Genomic DNA, 25,880 nt, shown 5'->3' with positions numbered 1-25,880 from the left:
ATGCGCGCGTACCTGGACCTGCTGCAACGCATCCTGGATGAGGGCGTCGACAAGTCGGACCGCACCGGCACCGGCACGCGCTCGGTCTTCGGCCACCAGATGAGGTTCGACCTGTCGGACGGCTTCCCGCTGGTCACCACGAAGAAGGTGCACACCCGCAGCGTCTTCGGTGAGCTGCTGTGGTTCCTGCGCGGCGACACCAACGTGAAGTGGCTGCAAGACCGCGGCATCACGATCTGGGACGAGTGGGCCGACGAGAACGGCGACCTCGGACCGGTCTACGGCTACCAGTGGCGCTCGTGGCCCACGCCCGACGGCCGGCACGTCGACCAGATCGCCAAGCTCGTCGAGGGCATCCGCACCAACCCCGACTCGCGACGGCACATCGTGTCGGCCTGGAACGTTGCCGACGTCGACGACATGGCGCTTCCACCGTGCCACTCGCTCTTCCAGTTCTACGTCCAGCCCGCCGCCGACGGGGGCCCGGCGAAGCTCTCGTGCCAGCTCTACCAGCGCTCGGCCGACGTCTTCCTCGGGGTGCCCTTCAACATCGCCTCCTACGCCCTGCTGACCCACATGGTCGCCCAGGTCACCGGGCTGCGGGTGGGTGACTTCGTGCACTCCTTCGGAGACGCCCACCTCTACTCCAACCACGTCGAGCAGGCGCGCCTGCAGCTGACGCGTGAACCGCGTCCGCTGCCGACGCTGCGGCTCAACCCCGAGGTCACCGAGATCGACGGCTTCGACCTGGACGACATCGAGGTCGTCGGCTACGACCCGCACCCGGCCATCAAGGCGCCGATCGCGGTATGAACGACTCCCACAGCACCAGCACCCCTGAGGGCTCCCGCCGGAAGGTCACACTCATCGCCGCCCACGCCCGCAACCGGGTCATCGGCGACGGCCCGGACATCCCCTGGCACAGCCGCGAGGACTTCGGTCACTTCAAGGCCATGACGCTCGGCCACACCCTGGTGATGGGCCGTGTCACGCACGAGTCGATCGGGCGCCCGCTGCCGGGACGCCGCACGATCGTGCTCACCCGGGACCCTGCGTGGCGTGACGACGGAGTCACGGTGGCCGCCACGTTGGAGGAGGCCTACGCACTCGCCGGGGAGACCGAGATCTTCGTGGCGGGCGGCGCCCAGGTCTACGCTGCCGCGCTGCCCGGTGCGACCCACCAGATCCTCACCGAGGTCGACCTCGACGTGCCCGGCGACGCCCACTACCCCGAGTTCGACGAGCAGGAGTGGCGCGAGGTCCGGCGCATCTCCCGCCCCGACCTGGACCCGCCGCTGGCGTGGGTCTGGTGGGAGCGGCGGTGAGGTTCGCTGTCGACCACGACGCCGCCGAGCCCGTCTACGAGCAGGTGCGTCGCCAGGTCGTCGAGGCGGTGAGCGACGGTCTCCTCGCGCCCGGCGACAAGCTGCCGCCGGTGCGTACGCTCGCCAGCGACCTCGGCCTGGCCGTGAACACCGTGGCCAAGGCCTACAAGGAGCTGGAGGCCGCCGCGGTGGTCGCCACCCGGGGTCGGGCCGGCACGGTGGTGCTGGGCGCAGGCGTCGAGCAGGCCGCCCGCGCCGCTGCGGCCGCGTACGTCACTCGCGTCCGGGAGCTGGGGCTCACCGACGCCGACGCGCTCGCCCAGGTGCGCCGGGCCCTCGTCTGAGCCCTTCGACGTGGCGGGGCAGACTGGGCGCGTGACTCCTCGGATCGTCGTCTCCGCCGTCGCCCTCGTGCGTGACGGCGCCGTGCTCACCGTGCGCAAGCAGGGCACCAGCCGCTTCATGCTGGTGGGCGGCAAGCCCGAGCCGGGGGAGAGCGCCCTCGAGTGCGCCGTGCGCGAGACGGCGGAGGAGGTCAGGCTCGAGGTCACCGACCTGGAGCTGCTCGGGGAGTTCGTCTCCGAGGCCGCCAACGAACCGGGACACGAGTTGCACTCCACGGTCTACACCGCCGAGCTGCCGGCCGAGCCCGTCGCCGCCGGTGAGATCGCCGAGCTGCGGTGGACCGCGCTCGACGGCCACTACGACGACCTGGCCCCGATGCTGGAGCGCAACGTGCTTCCCCTGCTGCGGGAGCGGGTCGCGGCGGGGCGGTGAACGACGCTCAGGTGCCGCAGAAGGTCTGGAACGAGGCGGCGAACTCAGCGGTCGCGGGCTGAGCGAACCGTTCGCCGCCCTCGATAGGTTCGTACGGCCGCCGGACGGCCTCCACGAGCGCGTCGAAGGGCGCCATCTCGCCCGCGCCAGCCGCCGCGAGGGCCTCCTCCACCAGGTGGTTGCGGGGCACGTGCACCGGGTTGACGCGGTCCATCGCCTCCGGGTCGGGGGAGAGCGCGAGCCAACGCTCGAGCCAGGCGTCGGTGCGCTCCAGATCCATGCTGACCGAGCGGACTGGCTCGCGGTCGCCGCGGGCCGCCGTGGCGAGGTCGCGGAAGAAGGTGGTGAAGTCGGCCGCGCTCGCCTCGAGCTGGCCGTGCAGGTCGGTGACCAGCTCGACGATCCCGTCGGCGTCGGGGGCCACCCCCAGCTTCGCGGCCATGCCCCCGATCCAGGCCTCGTTGAAGTGCGTGGGGAAGGTGTCGAGCACGGCCGTGGCGGCCTCGACCGCCTCGGTCTCGTCGTCGGCGATCGCCGGGAGCAGCGCCTCGGCGAACCGGGCCAGGTTCCACTGCGTCACCGTCGGCTGACGGCCGAAGGCGTAGCGGCCACCGGTGTCGATGGAGGAGAAGACCGCGCCGGGGGAGTAGGCGTCGAGGAAGGCACACGGGCCGTAGTCGATGGTCTCGCCGGAGATCGTGACGTTGTCGGTGTTCATGACGCCGTGCACGAACCCGACGCCCAACCACTGCGCCACCAGCCGCGCCTGGGCCCGGACCACGTGGTCGAAGAGGGCCAGCGCGGACACCTCGGCGTCGGCGCCCTCGGGGGCGTGGCGTTCGAGGGCGTGGCGCACCAGCCGGTCGAGCAGTTCGCGGTCGTCGGCGGCGCGTACCGCCTGGAACGTGCCGACCCGCAGGTGGCTGGAGGCCACCCGCACGAGCACGGCCCCGGGGAGCGGCCCCTCCTCGCGCAGCACCTGGTCACCGGTCGCCACGACGGCCAGCGACCGGGTGGTGGGGATGCCCAGGGCATGGATGGCCTCGCTGACCAGGTATTCACGCAGCATCGGCCCGAGAGCTGCGAAGCCGTCGCCGCCGCGGGCGTACACGGTGGGCCCCGAGCCCTTGAGGGCGATGTCGCGCAGACCCAGCGGCGTCTCCACCTCACCGAGCAGCATCGCGCGACCGTCGCCCAGGCGCGGGACGTAGCCGCCGAACTGGTGCCCGGCGTAGAGCTGCGCCACCGGTCGCGCCTCGTCGCCCAGCGCCTGGCCCACCATGAAGCGGAGGCCCTCGTCGCTGCGCAACCACTCCACGTCGATTCCGAGCTCGGCGGCCAGCGGATCGTTGAGCACGACGAGCCGGGGCTCGGAGAAGGAACGTGCCGTCGTGGGGGTGGCCAGCTCGGGCAGGGCATCGGCGAAGCGGTGCTGCAGGGGGATACTCACGGCTTGAGCCTAGGCCGCGCCCGGTCACGGATCCCCGCACAGGCCACGAGCGCGGAAGTTCACCCCGCCCAGCGCGGCACCTCGCCTGAAGTCCAAGGCTCGGACCGCGAACTTCCGCCGGTGTGGCCCGTCCAGCGCGAGTCGCGGAGGTCGAGCGGACCGAGGGCGGCCCGGACAGCGGCGCAGTGGGCGACGGCATCTACCAGCACGGCGTGCACCCGAGTCTGGTCGAACATGGCTTCCTCCCACAGGAACCGGATCACGGTGAGGCCCCGCCTGGTCAGCTCCGTGTAGCGCCGCACGTCGCGTCGGAGGCCGGCCAAGGTGCCGTGGTGCTCGAAGGAGTCCGCCTCCACGGCCAGGCCCAACGACTCATCCAGCAAGTCGACGCGGCCCACTCCGGGGACCTTGCCCTGGGGTTCCACCCGCAGGCCGGGCACGTCCAGGGCCACGGCCCGGACCACGGACTCGAACGGGTTCGCCGCCCGGGCGTCGGCCGCTTCGACGACCCGGAGAGCGCGGGTCCGCCCGGTCCGGGGCAGGGTCGCAGCTGCGACCTGCAGCTCATGGGGCGCCACCAGGCCCGAACGCAGCGCTGAGTCGGCGACGGCGAGTGCCTCGTCGAAGGGGAGCGCCCGGGCACAGTCCAGGACGGTTCGGACCGGGCGGCTGACGTGGCGGTGAACCTCCGCGTCAGCCAGTTGACTCCACCGGACGTCGACCTCGCCACCGGGTCGGTGACCGTGCGGACCAATGGTCACCGTCGTGCGCAGCGGCGGGTGCTTGACCTTCCAGCCCCACCACGCGGCAGCGCTGAGGTGCGAGAGGACGCCACCGGCCCGAGCAGCGGTGAGGCGGGTGGCCTCCGTGTCGACGAGGGCGTACCGGTCACGGCGCGCATGAATCACCTGCCCTTGGGCCACGGCGTGGCGGAGCTGCTTGCGAGTGCAGGGGCCGAGGATCTCCTGGTAGGTCGCGATGCCACCGAGCCTGCGCAGCACGTCGACCGGGTCCATTCCCTCAGCCTGACGCTTTTTCGGGCTTGGTGGCGGGTGTCGTGCACAGGGGCCACTGGCGCGGAAGTTGGATCCAGCTGCGCGGCGATTGGGCCGTAACTGGGCCCATGAGTCGGCGAACCTCCGCAGCTGTGGCCCGGACTTCATCGACCACGGCCCATGGGGCAAGGTGGGGGCATGGAGCTGCGCATCTTCACCGAACCCCAGCAGGGCGCCACGTACGACGACCTCCTCGCCGTGGCCCTGGAGGCCGAGCGGCTCGGCTTCGGAGCCTTCTTCCGCTCTGACCACTACCTGACGATGGGTGGTGACGGCTTGCCCGGGCCGACGGACGCCTGGACCACCCTCGCCGGCCTCGCCCGGGACACGAGCACCATCCGACTCGGCACCCTCATGACCTCGGCGACCTTCCGCCACCCCGGCGTGCTGGCCATCCAGGTGGCGCAGGTCGACCAGATGAGCGGCGGGCGCGTGGAGCTCGGCCTGGGGGCCGGCTGGTTCACCGAGGAGCACACCGCCTACGGCATCCCCTTCCCCGACACCAAGGAGCGGTTCGACCGCTACGCCGAGCAGCTCGAGCTGGTCACCGGCCTGTGGGCCACGCCGATGGGGGAGACATACTCCTTCGACGGCGCCCACTACCAGCTCGCCGACTCCCCGGCCCTGCCGAAGCCCACGCAGGAGAAGCCGCCGGTCCTGATCGGTGGGCGGGGCAAGCGTCGTACGCCCGCGCTCGCGGCCCGGTTCGCCGACGAGTTCAACCTGCCCTTCGTCGACGAGACCGAGACGCGCGAACAGTTCGACCGGGTGTCGCGGGCCTGCGAGAAGATCGACCGGGACCCCTCCACGATGACGTGGTCCAACGCCTTGGTGCTCTGCGTCGGTGAGGACGAGACCGAGATCGCGCGCCGCGCGGCCACCATCGGTCGCGAGGTCGACGAGCTGCGCGCCAACGGGCTGGCCGGTACGCCCGAGGAGGTCGTCGACAAGATCGGTCGGTTCGCCGAGCTCGGCACCGAGCGGGTCTACCTGCAGGTGCTCGACCTCGCCGACCTCGACCACCTGCGTCTGGTGGCGGACCAGGTTGCGCCTGCCGTGAGGTGATGACGGAGGCTCCGACACGCAGGGTGACCACGCCGGTCGTCCCGACGGAGGGCCGGGGCGCCGGGACGATAACCTTGCCCTCATGAACTCCGCACCCGTCGCGCCCTTCGGACGTCTGCTGCCGGCCATGGCCACCGCGTTCAAGGACGACGGCTCGGTCGACCTGGACGGCACCGCCCGCATCGCCGCCCACCTGGTGGAGAACGGCTCTGACGGCGTGGTCGTCTCCGGCACGACCGGTGAGTCGCCCACGACCACCGTGGAGGAGGACGCGCAGATCCTCGCGGCCGTGAAGGACGCGGTGGGTGACCGCGCCACCATCATCGCCGGCGTCGGCACCAACGCCACCCACCACTCGGTGGAGCTGGCCCGCAACGCCGCCAAGGTCGGGGTCGACGGAGTCCTGCTGGTCACGCCCTACTACAACAAGCCGTCGCCGGCCGGGGTGCAGCACCACTTCCGCTCCGTCATCGATGCCACCGACCTGCCGGTGATGCTCTACGACGTGCCGGGACGCACCGGCCTCACCATCGACATGGAGACCTACGCCCGGGCGATCGAGTCCGACAAGGTCGTCGCCGTCAAGGACGCCCACGGTGACATGGTGCGCGTCACCCGGCTCGTCGACATGGGTTACGCCGTCTACTCGGGCGATGACGTCGCCACCCTCAGCTTCCTCGCCCACGGCGGGTGCGGCCTGGTCTCGGTCGTCGCCCACGCCGCGGCGCGCCCGCTGGCGACGATGATCGACACCTTCCTGGCCGGTGACCACCCGGGCGCCCTCGAGATCTTCCGCCGGTTGGTCCCGGCGTTCGACGCCGTCATGGGCGTCACCAACTACGGCGCCACCACCGCCAAGGGAGCCCTGCAGCTGCAGGGCATCCTCGACAACCGCAACGTCCGCGGGCCCCTGGTGCCGCTGGACGAGGCCGAACACGAAGCCCTGCGCGCCGGACTCACCGCCGCAGGCCTGATCTGAGGAACTGCATGTCGCATCCCCACCCTGAACTGGACGCCGCCCCGCCGCTCGCGAAGGGCGCCCTGCGCGTCGTCGCCCTGGGTGGTCTGGGAGAGGTCGGTCGCAACATGACCGTCTTCGAGTACGACGGTCGTCTGCTGATCGTCGACTGCGGGGTGCTCTTCCCCGAGGAGCACCACCCCGGCGTCGACCTGATCCTGCCCGACTTCGCCTCCATCAGGGACCGTCTCGACGACGTCGAGGCCCTGGTGCTGACCCACGGTCACGAGGACCACATCGGCGCCACGCCCTACCTCCTGCGCGAGCGGGGCACCATCCCCCTCGTGGGCTCGGAGCTCACGCTGGCGCTGCTGGGCTCCAAGCTGAAGGAGCACCGTCTCAAGGAGACCGTGCGCCACGTGGTCAAGGAGGGCGAGCGGATCACGTTCGGCCCCTTCGAGCTGGAGTTCGTCGCGGTCAACCACTCGATCCCCGACGCCCTCGCGGTCGCGATCCGCACCGGCGCCGGCATGGTGCTGCACACCGGCGACTTCAAGATGGACCAGCTGCCGCTCGACGGTCGCGTCACCGACCTGCGTCACTTCGCCCGGCTGGGTGAGGAGGGGGTCGACCTCTTCCTGACCGACTCCACCAACGCCGAGGTGCCGGGCTTCACCACCCACGAGAAGGACATCGGCCCGGTGCTCGACCGGGTCTTCCACAAGTCGCAGCAGCGGATCATCGTCGCCTGCTTCGCCTCCCACGTGCACCGCGTGCAGCAGGCGCTCGACGCCGCGGTCGCCCACGGGCGCAAGGTGGCCTACGTGGGCCGCTCGATGGTGCGCAACATGCAGATCGCCAAGGAGCTCGGCTACCTCGACGTGCCGGCAGGCGTGATCGTGGACGCCAAGGAGCTGGCGAAGCTGCCGCCCGAGCGTCAGGTGCTCATCTCGACCGGGTCGCAGGGCGAGCCGCTCTCGGCGCTGAGCCGCATCGCCCAGCGCAGCCACTCCTTCGTGCACCTGGAGGAGGGCGACACCGTCGTCCTCGCCTCGTCGCTCATCCCGGGCAACGAGACCTCGATCTACCGCGTGATCAACGGCCTGGCCAAGCTGGGCGCCAACGTGGTGCACAAGGGCAACGCCCTGGTGCACGTGTCGGGCCACGCCAGTGCAGGTGAGCTCCTCTACTGCTACAACATCGTCAAGCCCCGCAACGTGATGCCGGTGCACGGCGAGGTCCGCCACATGCAGGCCAACGCCGACCTGGCCCGGGCGACCGGCATCGACGACGACCACATCGTGATGGCTGAGGACGGCGTCGTGGTCGACCTGGTCGACGGCCGGGCCCGCGTGGTCGGCAAGGTCGACTGCGGCTATGTCTTCGTCGACGGCACGACCGTCGGTGGTGACATCACCGAGGCCTCGCTCAAGGACCGGCGGATCCTGGCCGAGGAGGGCTTCATCTCGGTGATCACGGTGGTCGACTCGGTCACGGGCAAGGTCTCCAGCGGACCGGAGGTGCACTCGCGCGGGTTCGCGGAGGACGACTCCGTCTTCGAGAGCGTCAAGCCCGGCATCGTGCGAGCCCTCGAGACCGCGATGGCCGAGGGCGTGACCGACACCTACCAGCTGCAGCAGGCCGTGCGGCGCGTCGTGGGTCGTTGGGTCAACAAGGCCCACCGTCGCCGGCCCATGATCGTGCCGGTCGTGATCGAGGCCTGAGCCTCACCCCACGCTGACGCCGTCGCGGGGCAGCAGCCGAGGCGCCTGCCCCGCGGCGTCGAGGACCACCACGTGGTCCATGGCGTCCAGGCCCACGCGGCCGTGGGTGATCCACAGGATGCTGCGTCCGTGCTGCTCCAGCAGCTCGGCACTCACCGCTCGGGCGGTCTCGGTGTCCAGGTGCGCGGTCGGCTCGTCGAGCACCAGCACCGGCTGGTCGGCCAGCAGCGCCCTGGCCAACGCCAGGCGAGCTCGTTCCCCACCGGAGACGTGCGCGTGACCTTCACCCACCATCGTCTCCGCGCCGTGGGGGAGGGCCGCGACCCACGCGCCCAGACGTGCGCGCTCGAGGGCCGCGAGCACGTCGTGGTCGTCGGCGTCGGGCCGCGCGAGGCGTACGTTCTCCAGCACGGTCGAGGTGAAGACGTAGGGGTCGTCGTCGACGAGGCCGACCCGCTCCCGGATCGTGTCGGGGTGGAGCCCTCGGGCGTCGGTGTCGTCCCAGGTCACCTGCCCGGCCGTCGGGTCGAGGAAGCGCATCAACCCTGCGGCGACGGTCGACTTGCCGCAGCCGCTCGGGCCGACCAGCCCGACCCGGGCCCCGGCCGGCAGGTCGAGGTCGAGGCCGCGGACGGCGGGTTCGTCGCCCCACCCGAGGTCGGCCCTGACGACGGCGCCGTCGGGGTGCGCCGAGAGCGGCTCCGGGGCCAGGCCCGGCGCGACGGCCACAGCCGGTTCCCGCCGGGTGAGCGCCTCGAGTCGGGCGGCTGCCGCCTGGGTCCGCACCGCCACGGGAGCGGCGTCGACCAGGGGGCCGAAGACATCGACCATCGCCAGCGGCAACATGACCAGGAGGGCCGTCATCGCCGGCGAGAGCTGTCCGAGCTGGAGGGGTGGGGCCATCAACGCCGCGGTGCCGGCCAGTCCGAACCCGCAGGAGAGCAGGACCAGGGCGTGGCCCAGCGCGGAGGCCCGGGCGGAGCGTCGGCTGGCGACGCCGAGACGCTCGGAGGCGGCGTCGACGCGGGCCAGGGCGGTCGACTCGGCCTGCCACAGCACCCACTGCCGCAGGCTGTGCAGGTAGGCCTCGACCTGGGTGGAGACCTCCGCGCGCGCCGCGACGAAGTCGCCCTCGGCCGCGCGCACCCGGGCCAGCGTGAGCAGGTGTGCGGCGAGACCGGCCGCGCTCACGACTGCCACGGCGACCGCACCCCACGGGTGCACGAAGAAGGCGAAGACCAACGCCAACGCCACCACGAGGGCAGCGGTGGCCCGCGGCTGCCGGACCCGGAGCTGGTCGTCGACGAGGGCGTCCACGTCGTCGACGACGCTGGTCAACAGGTCACCGCGGCGCACTCCCAGACGTCCGGGCACCAGCGGCACGAGGGCGTCGTAGACCTGGGCCCGCCGCTCGGCCAGCAGCCGGAACGCGGCGTCGTGGGAGACCAGGCGCTCCGCGTACCGCAGCACCGGGCGGCCCAGACCGAAGGTCCGCACGCCGACGATCGCGACGATGAGGTACATCACGGGTGGGTGCTCCGAGGCCCGAGTGATGAGCCAGGCAGCGGTGGCGGTCAACGCCACGCCGGAGGCGACGGAGAGCGCGCCGAGCACGGTCCCGGTACGCACGCCCCAGCGCGCCGGCTCGAGATCACCGTCGTCGGTGGTCGTGACGCGGGCACCCCGGCTCGCTCCCTGGCTGCCGGGACCGGTGTCGGCCACCGCGGTCACGTCGAGCGCGGTGGACGCGTCAAGCACCGGGGTCGTGGCAGCGACGGGGGAGGGGGCCACCTCGAGCACCTGGTCGGCGGCGTCGACCACGGCACTGCGGTGGGCCACCACGACGACGAGGGCGTCGTCGGCGAGGCGCCGGAGCGTACGCAGCAGCACGGCCTCCGACTCGGTGTCGAGGTGGGCGCTGGGCTCGTCGAGCAGCACCACCGGCCGCGCGGCGAGCACGACGCGGGCCAGCCCCAGGCGGGCGCGTTGTCCGGCGGAGAGGCCGGCGCCGTCCTCGCCCAGAGGCGTGTCGAGGCCCGCGGGCAGGGCGCTCACGACGCCGCGCAGGTCGACGGAGTCGAGAGCGTTCCAGAGATCCTGGGTGTCGGCGTCGGGGCGCCCGACCAGCAGGTTCTCGGCGATCGTGCCGGCGGTCAGCCAGGGCCGTTGCGGAGCGGTCGCCACCCCGGCGTGCCAGCGGGTCGGAGCGACGTCGGAGAGCGGCACCCCGTCGACCTCGACGGCGCCGGTGGTGGGGGTGAGCTCCCCGGTCAACAGGTGCAGCAGCGTCGACTTGCCGGCCCCCGAGGGACCGACCACGGCGACCAGACCCCGCGCCGGCAGGGAGGCGTTCAGCGGGGCGAGTGCCGGGTCTCGTCGGCCCGGGTAGGTGAAGCCGACCGACTCCAGACGGACCCCGCGCTTCAGGGGCGCCCCGTCTGACGACGGGGCGTCGGCGCCTTCGCCGCGGGCACCCACGACGTCGTCAGTGTCCGCGGTGAGCAGGGCGGTGGCGGTGGCGAAGGTGGCCGTGCCCTCAGCCGCGGCGTGGAACTCCGCCCCGACCCGACGCCACGGCCAGTAGGCCTCCGGCGCGAGCAGCAAGACGATCAGGGCGGTCTCGAAGTCGATGCCGTCGTTTGCCAGCCGCAGGCCGACCACCACGGCGACGAGGGCGACCGAGAGGGTGGCGATGAACTCGAGGGCGGCCGAGGAGACGAAGGCGATCTTCAAGGTGTCGAGCGTGGCGCGGCGGTAGCGGTCGGTGACCTGACGGATCGTGCGCGACTGGGCGTTGGCCCGACGGTGGGCCACCAGGGTCGGCAGGCCACGCACGACGTCGAGGAAGTGGCCCGACAGGGTCGCCATCTCGCGCCACTGACGCTCGGCGCGGTCCTTCGTGTTGAGCCCGATCAGGATCGCGAAGACCGGCACCAGGGGGAGGGTGAGCACGACGACGAGGCCGGAGACCCAGTCGAGGTAGAAGATCGTCGCGATCGTGGCCGCGGGCAGCACCGCAGCCAGCACGAGCGAGGGCAGGTAGCGGGTCAGGTAGGGCTCGACCGCGGCCATGCCACGGGTGGCCAGCGCGGTCATCTCGCCGGTGCGGTGCCGCGAGAGCTGCAGCACGTCGAGCCGGGCGGCCGACTCCAGCAGTCGACGCCGCAGGACCGTGGAGACGCGGGCCGACGCGCGGGCCGCACTCACGTCGACGACGTAGCCGGCCGCAGCCCGGGCGACGAGCACGACGGCCAGCCACAGGGCGGGGGAGTGCCAGCCGTCGCCCGAAGGGTCGGTCACCAGTCGGACGATGAGAGCACCCACCGCCCAGGCCTGGGCCACGGCCAGCAGACCCTGCGCCGTCCCCGCGACGACCCCCGTGAGCAGGGGGCCTCGAGCCGGGAGGAGGTGGGGGACGAGCGCAGGGTCCAAGGGCTTCACGCGGTCACTCCACCTCGGCGCCGGGGTGGCCGGCGTACGCGTCGTCGGGCACCGGGTCGGGGATGCTGTCGGTGGTGATGCGCTTGCGGAAGACCCAGTAGGTCCAGGCCTGGTACATGAGCACGATCGGGGTGAAGATGACCGCCACCCAGGTCATGATCTTGAGGGTGTAGGCCGTCGCCGCGGCGTTGGTCGTGGTCAACGAGTAGGCCGCGTCGGTGGTCGAGGGCATGACGTCGGGGAAGAGCGCCAGGAAGAGCCCCGCGACGGCCAGCGCGATCGTGGCGAAGGTGCCGATGAAGGCCCAGCCCTCTCGCCCGCGCAGGTTGGCCGCCATCGCCCCCACCAGGGCAGCTGCAGCGGCGACGAAGGCGACGGCGGAGGCCGTGTCACCGGTCTTCACCTGGATCCACCCCATGAAGGCGATCGCGAGCACGGCGGTGACGAGCCCCAGCTTCGCGGCCATGGCCCGGGCACGGTGCCGGATCTCGCCGTCGGTCTTGAGGGCCACGAAGATGGCCCCGTGGGTGGCGAAGAGGCTCGCCGTCACCAGCCCACCGAGCAGGCCCAGCGGGTTGAGCAGCGTGAAGAGGTTGCCGGTGAACTCCTTGTCGGCGTCGATCGGCACCCCGGCAACGATGTTGGCGAAGGCCACGCCCCACAGGACGGCCGGCAGCCAGGAGCCGACGACCAGGGCGACGTCCCACTTCTTGCGCCACGAGTCGGAGTCCTTCTTGCCCCGGTACTCGAAGGCCAGGTTGCGCACGATCAGCGCCACCAGGATCAGCAGCAGCGGGAGGTAGAAGCCACTGAAGAGGGTGGCGTACCACTCGGGGAACGCCGCGAAGGTGGCGCCACCGGCCACCAGCACCCACACCTCGTTGCCGTCCCACACGGGGCCGACGGTGTTGTACATGACGCGGCGTTCCTTCTCGTTCTTCGCCAGGTGCGGCATGAGCATGCCGACGCCGAAGTCGAAGCCCTCGAGGGCGAAGTATCCGATCCAGAGGATCGCGATGAGCGCGAACCAGACGGTGGTGAGTTCCATCGGAATCCTGCTCCTCTCTCAGTAGGCGAAGGCCATGGGGCGGTCGTCGTCGTGCCCTCCCACGGGCACGTCCGGCGGCTCGACGAAGGGCTCGGCGCCGCGTCGGACGTACTTGACGAGCAGCCCGACCTCGATCACCGCCAGCACGGCGTAGAGCAGGGTCAAGGTGAGCAGCGAGATCGCGGCCTCGGTGACGGTCACGCCGGGGGAGACGGCGTTCTGCGTGGTCATCAGCCCGTAGACGGCCCACGGCTGGCGGCCCATCTCGGTGAAGATCCAGCCGAACGAGTTGGCCGCGACGGCGAAGACCGGGAGGCTGATGCCGAACCAGGCGAGCCAGCGGCCCGGCATGATCGGCCGCTTGGCGCGGGTCACCCACAGCAGCAGGGCGGCGCCGGCGGCCACGACGAATCCCAGACCCATCATGAAGCGGAACGACCAGTAGGTCACCGGGATCACGGGCACGTAGTCGCCCGGGTGGTAGTAGGCCGCGCCCGGGTCCTGGCCGTAGGTCTCGGCGTACTTCTCGCGCAACGGGTTGATGCCTTCGACGGTGCCGTCGAACGAACCGGTGCCCAGGTAGGAGAGCAGCCCGTGCACCTCGATGATCGGGGTGGCCTCGGTGCCGTCGAGCTTGCCGATCGTCAGCACCGAGAACGAGGCACCGTCCTCGGTCTCGTAGTGCCCCTCGGCTGCGGCCATCTTCATGGGCTGGACCTCGGTCATGATCTTGCCCTGGACGTCACCGCTGAGGGTCACGCCCAGACCGCCGACCAACGCTGCGACGGCACCGATCCGGATCGCCAGGCGGTAGAGGTTCCGGTCCGCGGCGTGCTGCTTGCGACGGCTCACGTAGAGGTAGGCACCGACCCCGGCCATGAAGGCTCCGGCGGTCATGTACGCCGCCAGCACGACGTGCGGGAAGGTGACCAGCTGCACCTTGTTGAACATGACGGCCGCGAAGTCGACGAGCTCGGCCCGCCCGGTCTCGGCGTTGTAGGTGTGGCCGACCGGGTGCTGCATCCAGCTGTTGGCGGCCAGGATGAACCAGGCCGAGGCGAGCGTGCCGATGTGCACCAGCCACATGCAGGCGGCGTGCAGGGCGCGGGGGAGCTTGTCCCAGCCGAAGATCCACAGCCCGAGGAAGGTGGACTCCAGGAAGAAGGCGAGCAGGCCCTCGATGGCCAGTGGGGCCCCGAAGACGTCACCGACGAAGCGTGAGTAGTCCGACCAGTTCATGCCGAACTGGAACTCCTGCACGATTCCGGTCACGACTCCGAGCGCGAAGTTGATCAGGAAGAGCTTCCCGAAGAACTTCACCAGCCGCAGGTACTCCTCCTTGCGGGTGCGCACCCAGATCGTCTCCATGACGGCGAGGAGCATCGTCAGGCCGATCGTGAGCGGCACGAACAAGAAGTGGTAGACGGTGATGATGCCGAACTGCCATCTGGCGATGTCCAGGACTTCCACAGTGCCTCCAGGGGGACGGTGACCGGTCTCCGGTCGTGGGGCGGTGGACGTTCGGGCGCCCTCCACCTGACTACTACGAATCGTAGTACGCAGAAGAGTAGTACGTCGTCGTGTCGTAGGTATACTCGGGCACGTGACTGTGAAGAAGCCCACCCGCACCCTGCCTCGCCGCCCGGCTTCGAAGGCGGCCCTGGGTGAGCTCGAACGTACGGTCATGGACGTGCTGTGGGACCTCGCGCCCGAGGCGGACGTCACGGTCCGCGAGGTGCACCAGGAGATCTCCGCCTCGCGAGACGTGGCCTACACGACCGTGATGACGGTGATGGACCGGCTCTCGCGCAAGGGAATGGTCGAGCAGCACAAGGAGGGTCGGGCCTACCGTTACCGGGCGCGCTCGTCCCGGGCGGAGATGACGGCCGACCTGATGCGCGGGACGCTCGCCGACCTGGGGTCGGGGGAGCGGGAGCCAGCCCTTGTCGCCTTCGTGGAGGACGCCTCGGCCGAGGAGATCGCCGCCCTGCGCAAGGCCCTGGCGGCGTTGGACTGACATCTTGATGACACCTCTGGCCCTGGGGGCGACCGCGGTGGCCCTCGCCGGTCCGGTTCCTGCTGCCCTGGCGCGTTGGAAGCGGCTCCACCTGACGCCCATCGCCTCGCTCGTGCTCTGGCAGGCGATCGCGTTGGCAGCCGTGCTGGCGGCCGTCGGCGCGGGTCTCTCGCTGATGACTGCCTCGGCGTGGGAGCACGGCACCGGGACGGTCGGCGTGGTGGTGGCGGTCCTCGCCGGCCTGCTCACGGTCGTGGTGGTGGCGCGTCTGCTGTTCTCCGGTCACCGCGTGGGCACGTCGCTGCGCACCGAGCGTCGCCTCCACCGCGAGCACCTGGACCTGCTCGCGGAGCATCGTGGCAGCCTGGGTCGGGTGCGCGTGCTGGACCATGACGTGCCCGTGGCCTACTGCGTCCCGGACGTCGCCCAGCCCCGGGTGGTGCTCTCCGGGGCGGCCCTGGCCGCGCTCGACGAGCAGCAGGTCACGGTGGTGCTGGCGCACGAGCGCGCGCACCTGGCGGCCCGGCACGACCTGGTGCTCGAGGCCTTCACGGTGCTCCACCGCGCCTTCCCCCGCTGGGTCTCCTCCGACGCGGCGTTGCGGGAGGTGCGTCTCCTGGTCGAGATCCTGGCGGACCGGGCGGCCCTCAAGGTCGGGTCGGCGGGCGACCTGGGTCGCGCCCTGCTGGCGATGGCCGGTGCCCGTCCTCCTGTCGGGGCGATGGGGGCCAGTGCGGTCGACCTCGTCGAACGGGTCCGCGTGCTCTCGCTCGTGCGTCCGCGGCCGCTGCAGACGCTCGCCCTCCTGGCGGTGGCGTGGGCCCTGCTGGTGGCTCCGACCGCGCTCGTGGTGGCGCCCTGGCTGAACGGGCTCTGAGCCTCAGGGATCAGCGACACGCACCTGTGCTTGGAGTGGCTGGTGTGGCGAATCAACTAGGGTCGCAGCATGGCGACCCGTACGTCTTCCCCGCCGGGTTCGCGGAGTTCGGGCTCTTCTGCGAAGAAGGGCACGAGCACCCGATCCCGGAGTACTGGCTCGAGTGGAGCTGGCAAGAGCACCGCACGTCCTGCCTCGTCGGCAGGACGTGGCTCTGCGCGCGCCCCGCAGACGGCACGGCGCCCCGCGCCCCGCGCGGTGCGCAACGGCCCAGGGCCCGTGCAGCGTACGTTCGTGGCGCTGGGCCGCGGCCTGCTCGCGCTGTGGATGGCCGTGGCGCACGGTGTCGGTGCCGTGGCTCGCAGCGTAGGCCACGGGGCGCGTGACCTGGACCCGGAGCTGCGTCGCGACGGGGTGGGTCTCTTCCTGCTCGGCCTGGCCATGGTCGTGGCCGGCGCCGTGTGGTGGCAACCGCCCGGCGGTGCGATGGACTTCGTCCGCTCGGTGACCGCCGGCACCGTCGGCAAGGTCGCCTGGGCAGTGCCCCTGGCCCTCGCGTTCCTGGGCTGGCGCACGCTGCGCGACCCGGAGCACAACGGCCCGGTCGGCCGGCAGGTGATCGGGTGGACCGCCGTGCTGCTGGGCGTCCTGGGCCTCGTGCACATCGCCAACGGCAACCCGCAGCCCAGCCTGGGCGACGCGTCCGCCCTGCAGGGGGCGGGCGGCGCCATCGGCTTCGTCGTCTCGAGCCTCCTCATGGACCTGCTGCGCACCGTCTACGTGGTCGTGCCGCTGCTGGTCCTGCTCACCGTCTTCGGCGTGCTGGTGATCACCGCGACGCCGATCTACCAGGTGCCGCACCGCCTCGCCGAACTGCGCGACCGCCTCACGGGCCGCACCTACGACGAGGACGGGGAGCCGATCCACCGTCCGCGCCGGGGCGAGGTCGAGATCGACCCGGAGATGGGCGACCCGGCCTACGACACCCCGCTCCTGGAGGACCGGGAGATCACGAAGCGCCGCCGCAAGCGCGACCCCATCGACGTGGCGCTGGAGCAGGACGGCGACGCCGGCCTGGACATCCTCGGCGACACCGCGCCCGCCCAGGACGCCGCGACCGAGGTCGTCCCCGCCGTCGAGCCGCCGCCCCACACCCCGTTGCCGCCGCGCGTGGAGCAGCTGGCGCTCTCCGGAGACATCACCTACACCCTCCCGGGCAGCGACGTGCTCAAGCCGGGCTCGCCCCACAAGGCCCGCTCGAAGGCCTCCGACGAGGTCGTCGGCCGGCTGACCCAGGTGCTGGACGAGTTCGGCATCGACGCCCACGTCACCGGCTACACGCGTGGTCCGACCGTGACGCGCTACGAGGTCGAGCTCGGCCCCGGCGTCAAGGTCGAGAAGATCACCAACATCCAGCGCAACATCGCCTACGCCGTCGCATCGGCCGACGTGCGCATCCTCAGCCCGATCCCCGGCAAGTCCGCGGTCGGCGTCGAGATCCCCAACCTCGACAAGGAGATCGTCTCCCTCGGCGACGTGCTCCGCTCGGAGGCAGCCCGCAGCAACCACCACCCGATGGTCGCGGGCCTCGGCAAGGACGTCGAGGGCGGCTTCGTGGTCGCCAACCTGGCGAAGATGCCCCACCTGCTCGTCGCGGGCGCCACCGGCTCGGGAAAGTCGTCCTTCATCAACTCGATGATCACCTCGATCATGATGCGGTCGACCCCCGACGAGGTGCGGATGATCATGGTCGACCCCAAGCGGGTCGAGCTCAACGCCTACGAGGGCATCCCGCACCTCATCACGCCGATCATCACCAACCCCAAGAAGGCCGCCGAGGCCCTCCAGTGGGTCGTGCGCGAGATGGACATGCGCTACGACGACCTGGCCAACTTCGGTTACCGCCACGTCGACGACTTCAACAAGGCCGTCCGTGCCGGCAAGGTCGAGGTGCCCGCCGGCAGCGAGCGCGTGCTCACGCCCTACCCCTACCTGCTGGTCATCGTCGACGAGCTCGCCGACCTGATGATGGTCGCCCCGCGCGACGTCGAGGACGCCATCGTCCGCATCACCCAGCTCGCCCGCGCCGCCGGCATCCACCTGGTGCTCGCGACGCAGCGGCCGTCGGTCGATGTCGTCACCGGCCTGATCAAGGCCAACGTGCCCTCCCGGTTGGCGTTCGCGACCTCCAGCCTCGGCGACAGCCGGGTGATCCTGGACCAGCCCGGCGCCGAGAAGCTGGTCGGTCAGGGTGACGGGCTCTTCCTGCCCATGGGCGCCTCCAAGCCCATCCGTGTGCAGGGCGCCTGGGTCACCGAGGCAGAGATCCACGAGGTCGTCGCGGCCTGCAAGAACCAGCTCGAGCCGACCTACGTCGAGGAGGTCACCGCCCCGGCGGCCTCCAAGCGCGAGCTCGACGACGACATCGGTGACGACCTCGACCTGGTGATCCAGGCCGTGGAGCTGGTCGTCTCCACCCAGTTCGGCTCGACGTCGATGCTGCAGCGCAAGCTGCGCGTCGGCTTCGCGAAGGCCGGGCGGCTGATGGACATCCTGGAGAGCCGAGGCGTCGTCGGCCCCAGCGAGGGGTCGAAGGCACGCGACGTACTGGTCAAGCCCGACGAGGTGGACGGCGTCATCGCGACGCTGGAGGGGGAGCGATGAACGGGGGAGCTGTGGACGGTTTCGGCAACGCTGCGCAGGAGTGGCACGACGACGAGCGCGCGGGTGCAGACCTCCCCGCCCTGAGCCTGGCCGGGGAGATCGTCGAGGTCCGCCGCAACGGCGCGGTCGCCGCCGTGGTGGGCATCCTCGCCTCCGCGGTGGCCATCGCCTGGTTCGGCCGGGCGATCAGCTCCGGCGCCGTGCTGGACTGGATCCTCGTGGTGGTGCTGTCCGCCGTCTCCGCTGCCTGGCTGGCGACCCTCGTCGACGCGCGCACTCCGTTGCTGGTAGCAGACGACCAAGGGGTACGCCTGCGCCTGGGGCGCGCCTGGGTGGGTCTGCCGTGGTCGGCGGTCGCCCGGGTCGAGCACCGTCCCCGCCAGGGACTGCTGCGCGACGGGGTGCTCTCCGTGGTGGCGCACACGCCGGAGCGGATGCTCGCCCAGCTCGGTCGCCCAGCGGCCCGACAGGCGGCCTGGGCGCGTCGGATGTACGGCGGCCCGCTGGCCCTGCCCCTGGGCCTCAGCACCCGTGTGGTCGGCGCCGGCTCCGACCTGACGGCCGCCCTCGACCAGCTCGCCAGCCGCGGCGCTTCGGTGCTCGTCGTCGAGGACGGCGCCGAGACCGAGTCCGGTTCGGGTGCGCCCGAGGCGCTGGTCCTCGACCCGGTGGCCGAGGCCGAGGCCCCCGCGGTGCTGGACCCCGACGTGGCCGTCGCTCCGGCCACAGACCGCGCGGTCCCGCTGCTGAGTGTCGCCGGCTCCCGCCTGGGTGCCCGCGTCACGGCCCTGGTGTCGCGACGTCGGGCCAGGGTGGAGGACCCCAACGGCGAGGCGTCCGACCAGTTGGCGGCCGAGGAGTCCGATGCCCTGGCGACGTCGCTCGTCGAGGACGAGCCGGCCGAGACCCCCGAGTCCGCCGTCGAGCCGAGCGAGACGCCGGCTCCGATCCGCGCCATCACCCCCGCCTCGCGTGCCGAGGTCGTGAGCAGCCTCGTCGACGACTCCGAGTCGCAGGTCGGCGCGGACGCTCCCGGCACCGGGCCCGAGGCCGAGGACTTCTTCGAGGAGGACACCCCTTGGGGTGACCGGGTGCGTCCCATCGCGCAGGAGGGCCACGCCGTGGCTCCGGTGGTGATCGACGACTTCGTGGTCGAGCCCGCGGCCGACCCGGTCGTCGGGCCCGAGCTGCGGGCTGCCCGCACGCGACTGGGCCTGAGCACCGAACAGCTCGCCGAGCGGACCCGGATCCGGCCGCACGTCATCGAGGCGATCGAGGTCGACGACTTCGTGCCCTGCGGCGGCGACTTCTATGCCCGCGGTCACCTGCGTACGCTCGCCCGCGTGCTGGGCATCGACGTCGCCCCGCTGCTGGTGGCCTACGACGAGCGGTACGCCCACGCGCCGGTGGACCCGCGTCGGGTCTTCGAGGCCGAGCTGGCCACCGGGAGCCACGGCTCGATCCGCGGCACCAAGGGCGGACCCAACTGGTCGGTCCTGGTCGCCGTGGTGATGGCGTTGGTGCTGACCTGGTCCGTGGCCAGGTTGGTGATGGACGCGCCCCGCGACGGCGTCGCCGACACCCCGGTGCTCAACGGCTCCGGCGGTCCCGGAGGCCTGGGCAGTGCCGTGGCCGACCCCGTCAAGGTCCGGGTCGAGGCCCCGACCGGCGGCGCCGCCGTGGTGGTGCGTGACGCCAACGGCGAGGTCGTCTTCCGGGGTCGGCTGGCCATCGGCGAGCGCGCCGACGTGGAGGCCAGCCCGCCGGTGCGGGTGCAGAGCAGCGACGGCTCGGTGACCGTCGTGGTGGCCGGCAAGAAGCGTGGCCCGATTGGCGAGGCCGGCGAGCCCGGCCAGGGCACCTACGCCGAGTGAGCCACCGGGTCGGATGACCCGAACGAGCGCCGCCCGCCCTCCCCGGACGTGTCCCACACCCCAGTCGGGGATGCGGACCTTCCGCGGAGCGGCGGGCATACTCGTGTCGCGATGACTACGACTACTCCTGCCTCCGACGGGCTGATCAGCGTCGCCGTGGTGACCCTCGGCTGCGCTCGCAACGAGGTCGACTCCGAGGAGCTGGCCGGCCGCCTCGAGGCTGACGGCTTCCGCCTCGTCTCCGAGCCGGAGGAGGCTGACACGGTCGTCGTCAACACCTGCGGCTTCGTGGAGTCGGCCAAGAAGGACTCCGTCGACACCCTGCTGGAGGCCAGCGACCTCAAGGAGCAGGGGCGTACGCAGGCGGTCGTCGCCGTCGGGTGCATGGCCGAGCGCTACGGCAAGGAGCTGGCCGACTCGCTGCCCGAGGCCGACGCAGTGCTCGGCTTCGACGACTACCCCGACATCGCGGCCCGGCTGCGGTCCATCCTCGGTGGGGAGAAGCACGAGCCGCACGTGCCCGCCGACCGGCGTGCCCTGCTGCCGATCTCCCCGGTCGCTCGCGACGCCAGCGGCATCAGCGTGCCCGGCCACGCCCAGGCAAGCGTCCTCGACGTGCAGGAGCCTGACCTGGCCGCCGACGCCGCCCCGGCGAGCGGCCCCCGTGCCGTACGCCGACGCCTCGGCTCCGGTCCGATGGCTCCGCTCAAGCTCGCCAGCGGCTGCGACCGTCGGTGTGCGTTCTGCGCGATCCCCAGCTTCCGGGGCTCGTTCGTCTCGCGCCGTCCCAGCGACGTGCTGGCCGAGGCACAGTGGCTCGCCACCCAGGGCGTGAAGGAGCTCTTCCTGGTCAGCGAGAACTCGACCTCCTACGGCAAGGACCTCGGTGACCTGCGGCTCCTCGAGACCCTGCTGCCCGAGCTGTCCGGCATCGACGGCATCGACTGGGTGCGGGTCTCCTACATGCAGCCCGCCGAGACGCGCGCCGGCCTCGTCCGGGCGATCGCCCACACGCCGGGCGTCGTGCCCTACTTCGACCTCTCCTTCCAGCACGCCAGCGCCCCCGTCCTGCGTCGGATGCGCCGCTTCGGTGACCCCGAGAGCTTCCTGGCCCTGCTGGAGCAGGTGCGTGCCGAGGCCCCGACCGCCGGCGTGCGCTCCAACGTCATCGTCGGGTTCCCCGGCGAGACCGAGGAGGACCTCGAGACGTTGTGCGACTTCCTCGAGGCCGCTCGCCTCGACGTCACCGGGGTCTTCGGCTACTCCGACGAGGACGGCACCGAGGCCGCCGGCTACGACGGCAAGCTCGACCAGGACGAGGTCGACGCCCGCGTCGCCCACGTCAACGCGCTCGTGGAGGAGCTGACGAGCCAGCGTGCGGAGGAGCGCGTCGGCGAATGCGTCCAGGTGCTGGTCGAGCACGTCGAGGACGGCGTGGTCGAGGGCCGCGCGCAGCACCAGGGGCCCGAGGTCGACGGCACCACGGAGCTCCTCGGCGGCGAGGTCCTGGCCGTGGGCGACCTGGTCTGGGCCGAGGTCGTGGAGAGCCAGGGCGTCGACCTGGTCGCCCGTGTCGAGAGCGGAGTCGTATGAGCACGCAGAGCACCCGGACGCCGAGCAACTGGAACGTCCCGAACGCCCTCACCACCCTGCGGATCCTGCTGGTCCCGGTCTTCGGGTGGGTCCTGCTGCAGGACGGTGGCGACTCCACGCTCTGGCGCTGGGTCGCCTTCGGGATCTTCGCCGGGGCCATGATCACCGACAAGATCGACGGCGACCTGGCGCGCAAGCACAACCTCGTCACCGACTTCGGCAAGATCGCCGACCCGATCGCCGACAAGGCCATCACGGGCATGGCGTTCATCGGGCTCTCGATCGTGGGAGACGTGTGGTGGTGGGTCACCGTCGTCGTCCTGCTGCGCGAGTGGAGCGTGACTCTCCTGCGCCTCTCGGTGCTGAAGCGCGTCGTGATGCCGGCCGCCCAGTCGGGCAAGGTCAAGACCGCCCTGCAGGCCTTGGCCCTGGGGCTGCTCGTCATGCCGTTGCCGCACGGCGATGCGCACGGCGGGGCGTTCGACGCTCTCGGCATCGGGGGTGAGGTCGTCTTCTACATTGGGCAGGTGGCGCTCGCCGGCGCCGTGGTGATGACGGTGTGGTCCGGCTTCGAGTTCTACCGCGAGGTCTGGCGGCAGCGGGCCGCCCTGCGCGCCTGACCATTTTTCTCGTCCCGGCCGTCGACGGGGCGCCCTGAGGCCTATCGTGGGGGTGGGCGGTGTACGCCCGTCAGCACTGGTCACCCGGGGGAAGAATTGAAGAAGTCACTGCACGCCATCGCGCTGTCGGCCTCCGGGGCGGTGGTTGCCAGCCTCCTCGCCGGCCTGCCGGCCGCCTCGGCCGAGCGGCAGCCCGACCTGTCGAAGCCGTCGGAGCCGTCGGCTCGCACGGCACCCGAGCGTCCGGCGCTGGCCGCTGGCCTCATCGTCAAGTACCGCGGAGGTGCCTCTGCCAGCGCGCTGCGTGCGGCTGCGGGCAGCGCCCTGGGTGATGACGTCTCCGTACGCGCCCTGGGCGACCGGGTGCGCGCCTACCGCAGCGATCCCGTCCCGGTGGCCGAGGCAGCCGAGGCGGCGGCCCGCGTGGCCGAGCGGGCCGACGTGGTGTGGGCCGCACCCAACCACGTCCGTTGGGCCACCGACGCGTGGCCCACGCCGGTGCCGGACCCCATGGCGGCCCAGCTGCGCAACGTGTGGGACACCCGCGGCGCCGACGACGCCCGGGTCCGGGCCATCGGCGTGAACCCGTGGCCGGCCGGGGGGTACGGCACCAAGGCCCCGGCCCTGTGGCGCGCCACCAAGGGTCAGGGCGTCGTCGTCGCCGTGCTCGACACCGGCGTACGTCTCAACCACCCTGACCTGGCGCCCAACCTGGTCTCCGGTTACGACTTCGTCTCCGACGCCGGCTACTCCAACGACGGCGACGGGACCGATGCCAACCCCGACGACCCGGGCGACTGGACCCCGGCGGAGTTCTGCCCCTGGGGCGGGCCGGCGCAGGACAGCTCCTGGCACGGCACCCACGTCGCCGGCACCGTGGCCGCGGCCTCCAACACCCAGGGTGTCGTCGGCATGGCGCCCGGCGCCAAGATCCAGCCCGTGCGCGTGCTCGGGCGGTGCGGTGGCACGGACGCCGACATCACCGCGGCGGTCAAGTGGGCCGCCGGCGTGACGGTGCCCGGCACCCCCGCGAACCCCACGCCTGCCAAGGTCATCAACCTCTCGCTCGGCGGCTCGGGCACCTGCACGGCTGCGTGGAACGAAGCGATCCAGTCCGCTAAGGGCAGGGGAGCGGCAGTCGTCGTGGCGCTGGGCAACGAAGGGGTCAACGCCGTCGACAGCGTGCCGGCCAACTGCAACGGCGTGATCGGTGTGGCGTCCACGAGCGACTACGGCGACCGCGCCATGTACTCCAACTACGGCAGCCAGGCCGACGTCGCCGCCCCCGGCGGCGACATGGCGTGGGAGGGAAGCAACGGCGTGCTCTCGACGGTCGACATCGGCTCGACCTCCCCGGAGGGCCCCGGGTACGGCTGGATGCAGGGCACCAGCATGGCCACGCCGGCAGTGTCAGGTGTCGCGGCGCTGCTGGCGTCGGTCGGGCGGTTCACCCCCGACCAGCTCGAGGCTGCGCTGCGTGCCGCCGTCGCTCCGTTCCCGAGTGCGAGTGCCTCCGGCTTCCTCGCCTGCACCACTTCCACGTGTGGCACGGGCGTCGTCGACGCGACCAAGGTCCCGGCTCCCACGGGGATCCCGACGATCTCAGGCACCCCCGCGCCCGGTCAGACGCTGAGGGTCACCGGCACCAGCTGGACCGGTCCGTCGTCGGGCAAGTCGTTCACGTGGTTCGCCAACGGTCGCTCCGTGGGCACCGGGGCGACCTACGTCGTGACCAGTGCCGACGCGGGCATGCAGGTGGTCGCGCGCGAGAGTGTGGCGAGCGGTGTCTTCGCGCCGGTCGGAGCGGACTCCGCCCCCGTCCGGGTGTCGGGCACACCGGTGCCGACGCCGACCCCCACCCCGACCCCCACGCCCACACCGACTCCGGGGAGCCTCCAGACGGTGACGACGGTCGAGGCCCTGCGGACCCTGGTGCAGTACAGGGGCAGCTACAAGCCCTACCTCGAGGCCTCGGTGACGACCACGTCGGGCGACAGCGTCTACGCCGGGCAGGTGGCGCTCCAGGCCAAGCCGGTCGGTGGGGGCTGGAGGACCGTGCGCACCGCTGCGGCCAGCGGGTACGTCAGCTTCTACGACGTCATGCCGCAGAAGAACACCCAGTACCGGGCGGTCTACGAGGGCGGTTCTGACTCCGCTGCGACCTACGCGACGAGCCAGTCCGGCACGTTGTCGGTCCGCGTCGCCCGCAAGGTGACCTTCAAGGGCAACGACCGCACCTTCGTGATCAATGGCAAGGTCACGCCGAAGTACGGCAAGAAGAAGATCGTCATCAAGGTCTCCAAGCGCCAGAAGGCCGGGTTCAAGAAGTTCCGGACGATCCGGACCACGAAGGCTGGCAAGTACCGCACCAAGCTTCCCAAGCGGCGTGGCACCTGGTATTACCGGATGATCGTGCGCGGCGACAAGAGCTACGCCGGGGTCGTGTTCACGATCACCGCGCGCGTCACCTTCCGGGGATCTCTGCCCTCCTCGCTCGGCGTCAGGAGCACCGGGACGACCCGGTGAGCCAGGGCCACCGGTCGTGCCTGTGGTGACGCCGTCCTCAGACGAGGTGTCGGTCCTCCTCGCGCGCATGCGCGAGGAGGGCCTGACCCTCGCCACCGCGGAGTCGCTCACCGGGGGTGCCCTCGCCGCCACGATCACCGGGGTCGCGGGGGCCTCGTCGGTCTACCGGGGTGGCGTGGTCGCCTACGCCACGGAGGTCAAGGCGGACGTCCTTGGTGTGCCTGTCGCCGTGGTCGAGCAGCACGGCGTCGTCTCGCAGGAGTGCGCCGCGGCGATGGCGCAGGGAGCGCGCCGGCTGGTGTCGGCCGACGTCGCGGTGGCCACGACGGGGGTGGCCGGTCCGTCCACCCAGGAGGGACATCCGCCCGGCACCGTCTTCGTCGCCGTGGCGAGCGGACAGGGTGTCACCGCGCGTCGGCTCGCCCTGCGCGGTGACCGGGCAGCGGTGCAGGCCGCGACCGTCGCCGAGGCGCTCGCACTTCTTCACGAGATCCTGCCGGGGGAAGAACCACGTGTCCGGTAGCGTTGGAGCCACGTGCAGTCGACATGACCGAGGAGGACGCATGGTGCTGTTTCGCCGGACCCTGGGCGAGGTGCTGCGTGCCACTCGGATGGAGCGCGGTCTCACCCTCCGTGAGGTCTCGGCGCAGGCACGTGTGAGCCTCGGCTACATCTCCGAGATCGAGCGCGGTCAGAAGGAGGCGTCCTCCGAGCTGCTCGCGTCGCTCTGCTCGGCCCTCGACGTCCCGCTGTCGGCGGTCCTGCGCCAGGCCAGCGTCGTCGTCGCCCGCGAGGAAGCCCTGGGGCGTACGACCTCGCTCGAGTCGGCCCGGCCTGCGGGCGACGTGGTGGCCTCCGCCGCCTGA

At 71.6% G+C, this 25,880-nt stretch carries 21 protein-coding genes; 16 read left to right on the top strand and 5 right to left on the bottom strand.

Features of this window, described 5'->3' with window-relative positions; translation table 11 throughout:
• Genes IEQ44_RS13490 through IEQ44_RS13475 form a run of 4 tightly spaced genes read left to right on the top strand, consistent with a single transcriptional unit; the run spans position 1 to position 2,102 of the window.
• Positions 1-813 carry a thymidylate synthase gene (locus IEQ44_RS13490; RefSeq protein WP_193638985.1) on the top strand — a complete coding sequence of 271 codons (813 nt, stop codon included), beginning with the start codon at positions 1-3 and terminating at the stop codon, positions 811-813.
• Positions 810-1,325, top strand: coding sequence for a dihydrofolate reductase (locus IEQ44_RS13485; RefSeq protein ID WP_193638984.1), 516 nt, complete (start codon positions 810-812; stop codon positions 1,323-1,325). The genes IEQ44_RS13490 and IEQ44_RS13485 overlap by 4 nt, the downstream gene beginning before the upstream one ends.
• Positions 1,322-1,669, top strand: a complete 348-nt coding sequence (locus IEQ44_RS13480; RefSeq protein ID WP_193638983.1) for a GntR family transcriptional regulator — start codon at positions 1,322-1,324, stop codon at positions 1,667-1,669. Before IEQ44_RS13485 ends, IEQ44_RS13480 begins: the two co-directional genes overlap by 4 nt.
• Positions 1,670-1,700: 31 nt before the next feature.
• Entirely contained in the window at positions 1,701-2,102 is a 402-nt protein-coding gene (locus IEQ44_RS13475) for an NUDIX hydrolase (protein ID WP_193638982.1), read from the top strand.
• Between the two features lie 7 nt (positions 2,103-2,109).
• Here IEQ44_RS13475 and IEQ44_RS13470 read toward each other — a convergent pair whose 3' ends face one another.
• Together IEQ44_RS13470 and IEQ44_RS13465 are read right to left on the bottom strand one after the other, a co-directional pair.
• A complete protein-coding gene (locus IEQ44_RS13470; protein WP_193638981.1) occupies positions 2,110-3,552 on the bottom strand; it encodes a protein adenylyltransferase SelO in 1,443 nt (480 codons plus the stop codon).
• 59 nt (positions 3,553-3,611) lie between these two features.
• The gene (locus IEQ44_RS13465; protein WP_193638980.1) at positions 3,612-4,568 is read right to left on the bottom strand and encodes a PDDEXK family nuclease; all 957 of its coding nucleotides are present in this window, start codon (positions 4,566-4,568) and stop codon (positions 3,612-3,614) included.
• Positions 4,569-4,745: 177 nt separating this feature from the next.
• Here IEQ44_RS13465 and IEQ44_RS13460 point away from each other — a divergent pair, with 177 nt between their 5' ends.
• The 3 genes from IEQ44_RS13460 to IEQ44_RS13450 all read left to right on the top strand — a co-directional run bounded on the left by IEQ44_RS13460 (position 4,746) and on the right by IEQ44_RS13450 (position 8,354).
• Complete coding sequence (locus IEQ44_RS13460) at positions 4,746-5,672, top strand: LLM class F420-dependent oxidoreductase (protein ID WP_193638979.1); 927 nt, start codon at positions 4,746-4,748, stop codon at positions 5,670-5,672.
• An 82-nt stretch (positions 5,673-5,754) separates the two neighbouring features.
• Complete coding sequence (gene dapA / locus IEQ44_RS13455; protein WP_193638978.1) at positions 5,755-6,651, top strand: 4-hydroxy-tetrahydrodipicolinate synthase; 897 nt, start codon at positions 5,755-5,757, stop codon at positions 6,649-6,651.
• Between the two features lie 8 nt (positions 6,652-6,659).
• Positions 6,660-8,354 (top strand): ribonuclease J, encoded by a 1,695-nt coding sequence (locus IEQ44_RS13450; RefSeq protein ID WP_193638977.1) that lies wholly within the window; start codon positions 6,660-6,662, stop codon positions 8,352-8,354.
• Between the two features lie 3 nt (positions 8,355-8,357).
• Here IEQ44_RS13450 and cydD read toward each other — a convergent pair whose 3' ends face one another.
• Genes cydD through IEQ44_RS13435 form a run of 3 tightly spaced genes read right to left on the bottom strand, consistent with a single transcriptional unit; the run spans position 8,358 to position 14,313 of the window.
• On the bottom strand, positions 8,358-11,795 hold the full coding sequence (gene cydD, locus IEQ44_RS13445) for a thiol reductant ABC exporter subunit CydD (protein WP_193638976.1): 3,438 nt from the start codon (positions 11,793-11,795) through the stop codon (positions 8,358-8,360).
• A gap of 4 nt (positions 11,796-11,799) precedes the next feature.
• Complete coding sequence (cydB, locus tag IEQ44_RS13440; RefSeq protein ID WP_193638975.1) at positions 11,800-12,843, bottom strand: cytochrome d ubiquinol oxidase subunit II; 1,044 nt, start codon at positions 12,841-12,843, stop codon at positions 11,800-11,802.
• Between the two features lie 18 nt (positions 12,844-12,861).
• Complete coding sequence (locus IEQ44_RS13435; protein ID WP_193638974.1) at positions 12,862-14,313, bottom strand: cytochrome ubiquinol oxidase subunit I; 1,452 nt, start codon at positions 14,311-14,313, stop codon at positions 12,862-12,864.
• Positions 14,314-14,446: 133 nt separating this feature from the next.
• Between IEQ44_RS13435 and IEQ44_RS13430 the strand changes: the two genes are divergently transcribed.
• From IEQ44_RS13430 to IEQ44_RS13390, 9 genes are all read left to right on the top strand, one after another.
• A complete protein-coding gene (locus tag IEQ44_RS13430) occupies positions 14,447-14,860 on the top strand; it encodes a BlaI/MecI/CopY family transcriptional regulator (protein ID WP_319804677.1) in 414 nt (137 codons plus the stop codon).
• 7 nt (positions 14,861-14,867) lie between these two features.
• Entirely contained in the window at positions 14,868-15,737 is an 870-nt protein-coding gene (locus IEQ44_RS13425; protein WP_193638973.1) for a M56 family metallopeptidase, read from the top strand.
• Between the two features lie 69 nt (positions 15,738-15,806).
• Positions 15,807-18,401 (top strand): FtsK/SpoIIIE family DNA translocase, encoded by a 2,595-nt coding sequence (locus tag IEQ44_RS13420; protein WP_193638972.1) that lies wholly within the window; start codon positions 15,807-15,809, stop codon positions 18,399-18,401.
• Positions 18,398-20,275, top strand: coding sequence for a helix-turn-helix domain-containing protein (locus tag IEQ44_RS13415; protein ID WP_193638971.1), 1,878 nt, complete (start codon positions 18,398-18,400; stop codon positions 20,273-20,275). The genes IEQ44_RS13420 and IEQ44_RS13415 overlap by 4 nt, the downstream gene beginning before the upstream one ends.
• A gap of 144 nt (positions 20,276-20,419) precedes the next feature.
• Entirely contained in the window at positions 20,420-21,868 is a 1,449-nt protein-coding gene (gene rimO, locus IEQ44_RS13410; RefSeq protein WP_319804678.1) for a 30S ribosomal protein S12 methylthiotransferase RimO, read from the top strand.
• Positions 21,865-22,488: a CDP-diacylglycerol--glycerol-3-phosphate 3-phosphatidyltransferase gene (gene pgsA, locus IEQ44_RS13405; RefSeq protein ID WP_193638969.1), complete on the top strand. Its 624-nt coding sequence runs from the start codon at positions 21,865-21,867 to the stop codon at positions 22,486-22,488. Before rimO ends, pgsA begins: the two co-directional genes overlap by 4 nt.
• Before the next feature lie 96 nt (positions 22,489-22,584).
• Positions 22,585-25,014 carry a S8 family peptidase gene (locus IEQ44_RS13400; protein WP_193638968.1) on the top strand — a complete coding sequence of 810 codons (2,430 nt, stop codon included), beginning with the start codon at positions 22,585-22,587 and terminating at the stop codon, positions 25,012-25,014.
• A gap of 25 nt (positions 25,015-25,039) precedes the next feature.
• Positions 25,040-25,537 carry a CinA family protein gene (locus IEQ44_RS13395; RefSeq protein WP_319804676.1) on the top strand — a complete coding sequence of 166 codons (498 nt, stop codon included), beginning with the start codon at positions 25,040-25,042 and terminating at the stop codon, positions 25,535-25,537.
• A gap of 40 nt (positions 25,538-25,577) precedes the next feature.
• Positions 25,578-25,880, top strand: coding sequence for a helix-turn-helix domain-containing protein (locus tag IEQ44_RS13390; RefSeq protein ID WP_193638967.1), 303 nt, complete (start codon positions 25,578-25,580; stop codon positions 25,878-25,880).

Origin of the sequence: Nocardioides malaquae (genome assembly GCF_015070385.1) — a bacterium.
GTDB lineage: Bacteria > Actinomycetota > Actinomycetes > Propionibacteriales > Nocardioidaceae > Nocardioides > Nocardioides malaquae.
Note: the sequence above shows the minus strand (reverse complement) of the source record. Positions and strands in the feature narration are given on the sequence as shown.

Coding starts and splice junctions, on each gene's coding strand:
- IEQ44_RS13490 (WP_193638985.1), top strand. CDS start 1: ATGCGCGCGTACCTGGACCTGCTGCAACGCATCCTGGATGAGGGCGTC.
- IEQ44_RS13485 (WP_193638984.1), top strand. CDS start 810: ATGAACGACTCCCACAGCACCAGCACCCCTGAGGGCTCCCGCCGGAAG.
- IEQ44_RS13465 (WP_193638980.1), bottom strand. CDS start 4,568: ATGGACCCGGTCGACGTGCTGCGCAGGCTCGGTGGCATCGCGACCTAC.
- IEQ44_RS13460 (WP_193638979.1), top strand. CDS start 4,746: ATGGAGCTGCGCATCTTCACCGAACCCCAGCAGGGCGCCACGTACGAC.
- dapA (WP_193638978.1), top strand. CDS start 5,755: ATGAACTCCGCACCCGTCGCGCCCTTCGGACGTCTGCTGCCGGCCATG.
- IEQ44_RS13450 (WP_193638977.1), top strand. CDS start 6,660: ATGTCGCATCCCCACCCTGAACTGGACGCCGCCCCGCCGCTCGCGAAG.
- cydB (WP_193638975.1), bottom strand. CDS start 12,843: ATGGAACTCACCACCGTCTGGTTCGCGCTCATCGCGATCCTCTGGATC.
- IEQ44_RS13425 (WP_193638973.1), top strand. CDS start 14,868: ATGACACCTCTGGCCCTGGGGGCGACCGCGGTGGCCCTCGCCGGTCCG.
- IEQ44_RS13420 (WP_193638972.1), top strand. CDS start 15,807: ATGGCGACCCGTACGTCTTCCCCGCCGGGTTCGCGGAGTTCGGGCTCT.
- IEQ44_RS13415 (WP_193638971.1), top strand. CDS start 18,398: ATGAACGGGGGAGCTGTGGACGGTTTCGGCAACGCTGCGCAGGAGTGG.
- pgsA (WP_193638969.1), top strand. CDS start 21,865: ATGAGCACGCAGAGCACCCGGACGCCGAGCAACTGGAACGTCCCGAAC.
- IEQ44_RS13390 (WP_193638967.1), top strand. CDS start 25,578: ATGGTGCTGTTTCGCCGGACCCTGGGCGAGGTGCTGCGTGCCACTCGG.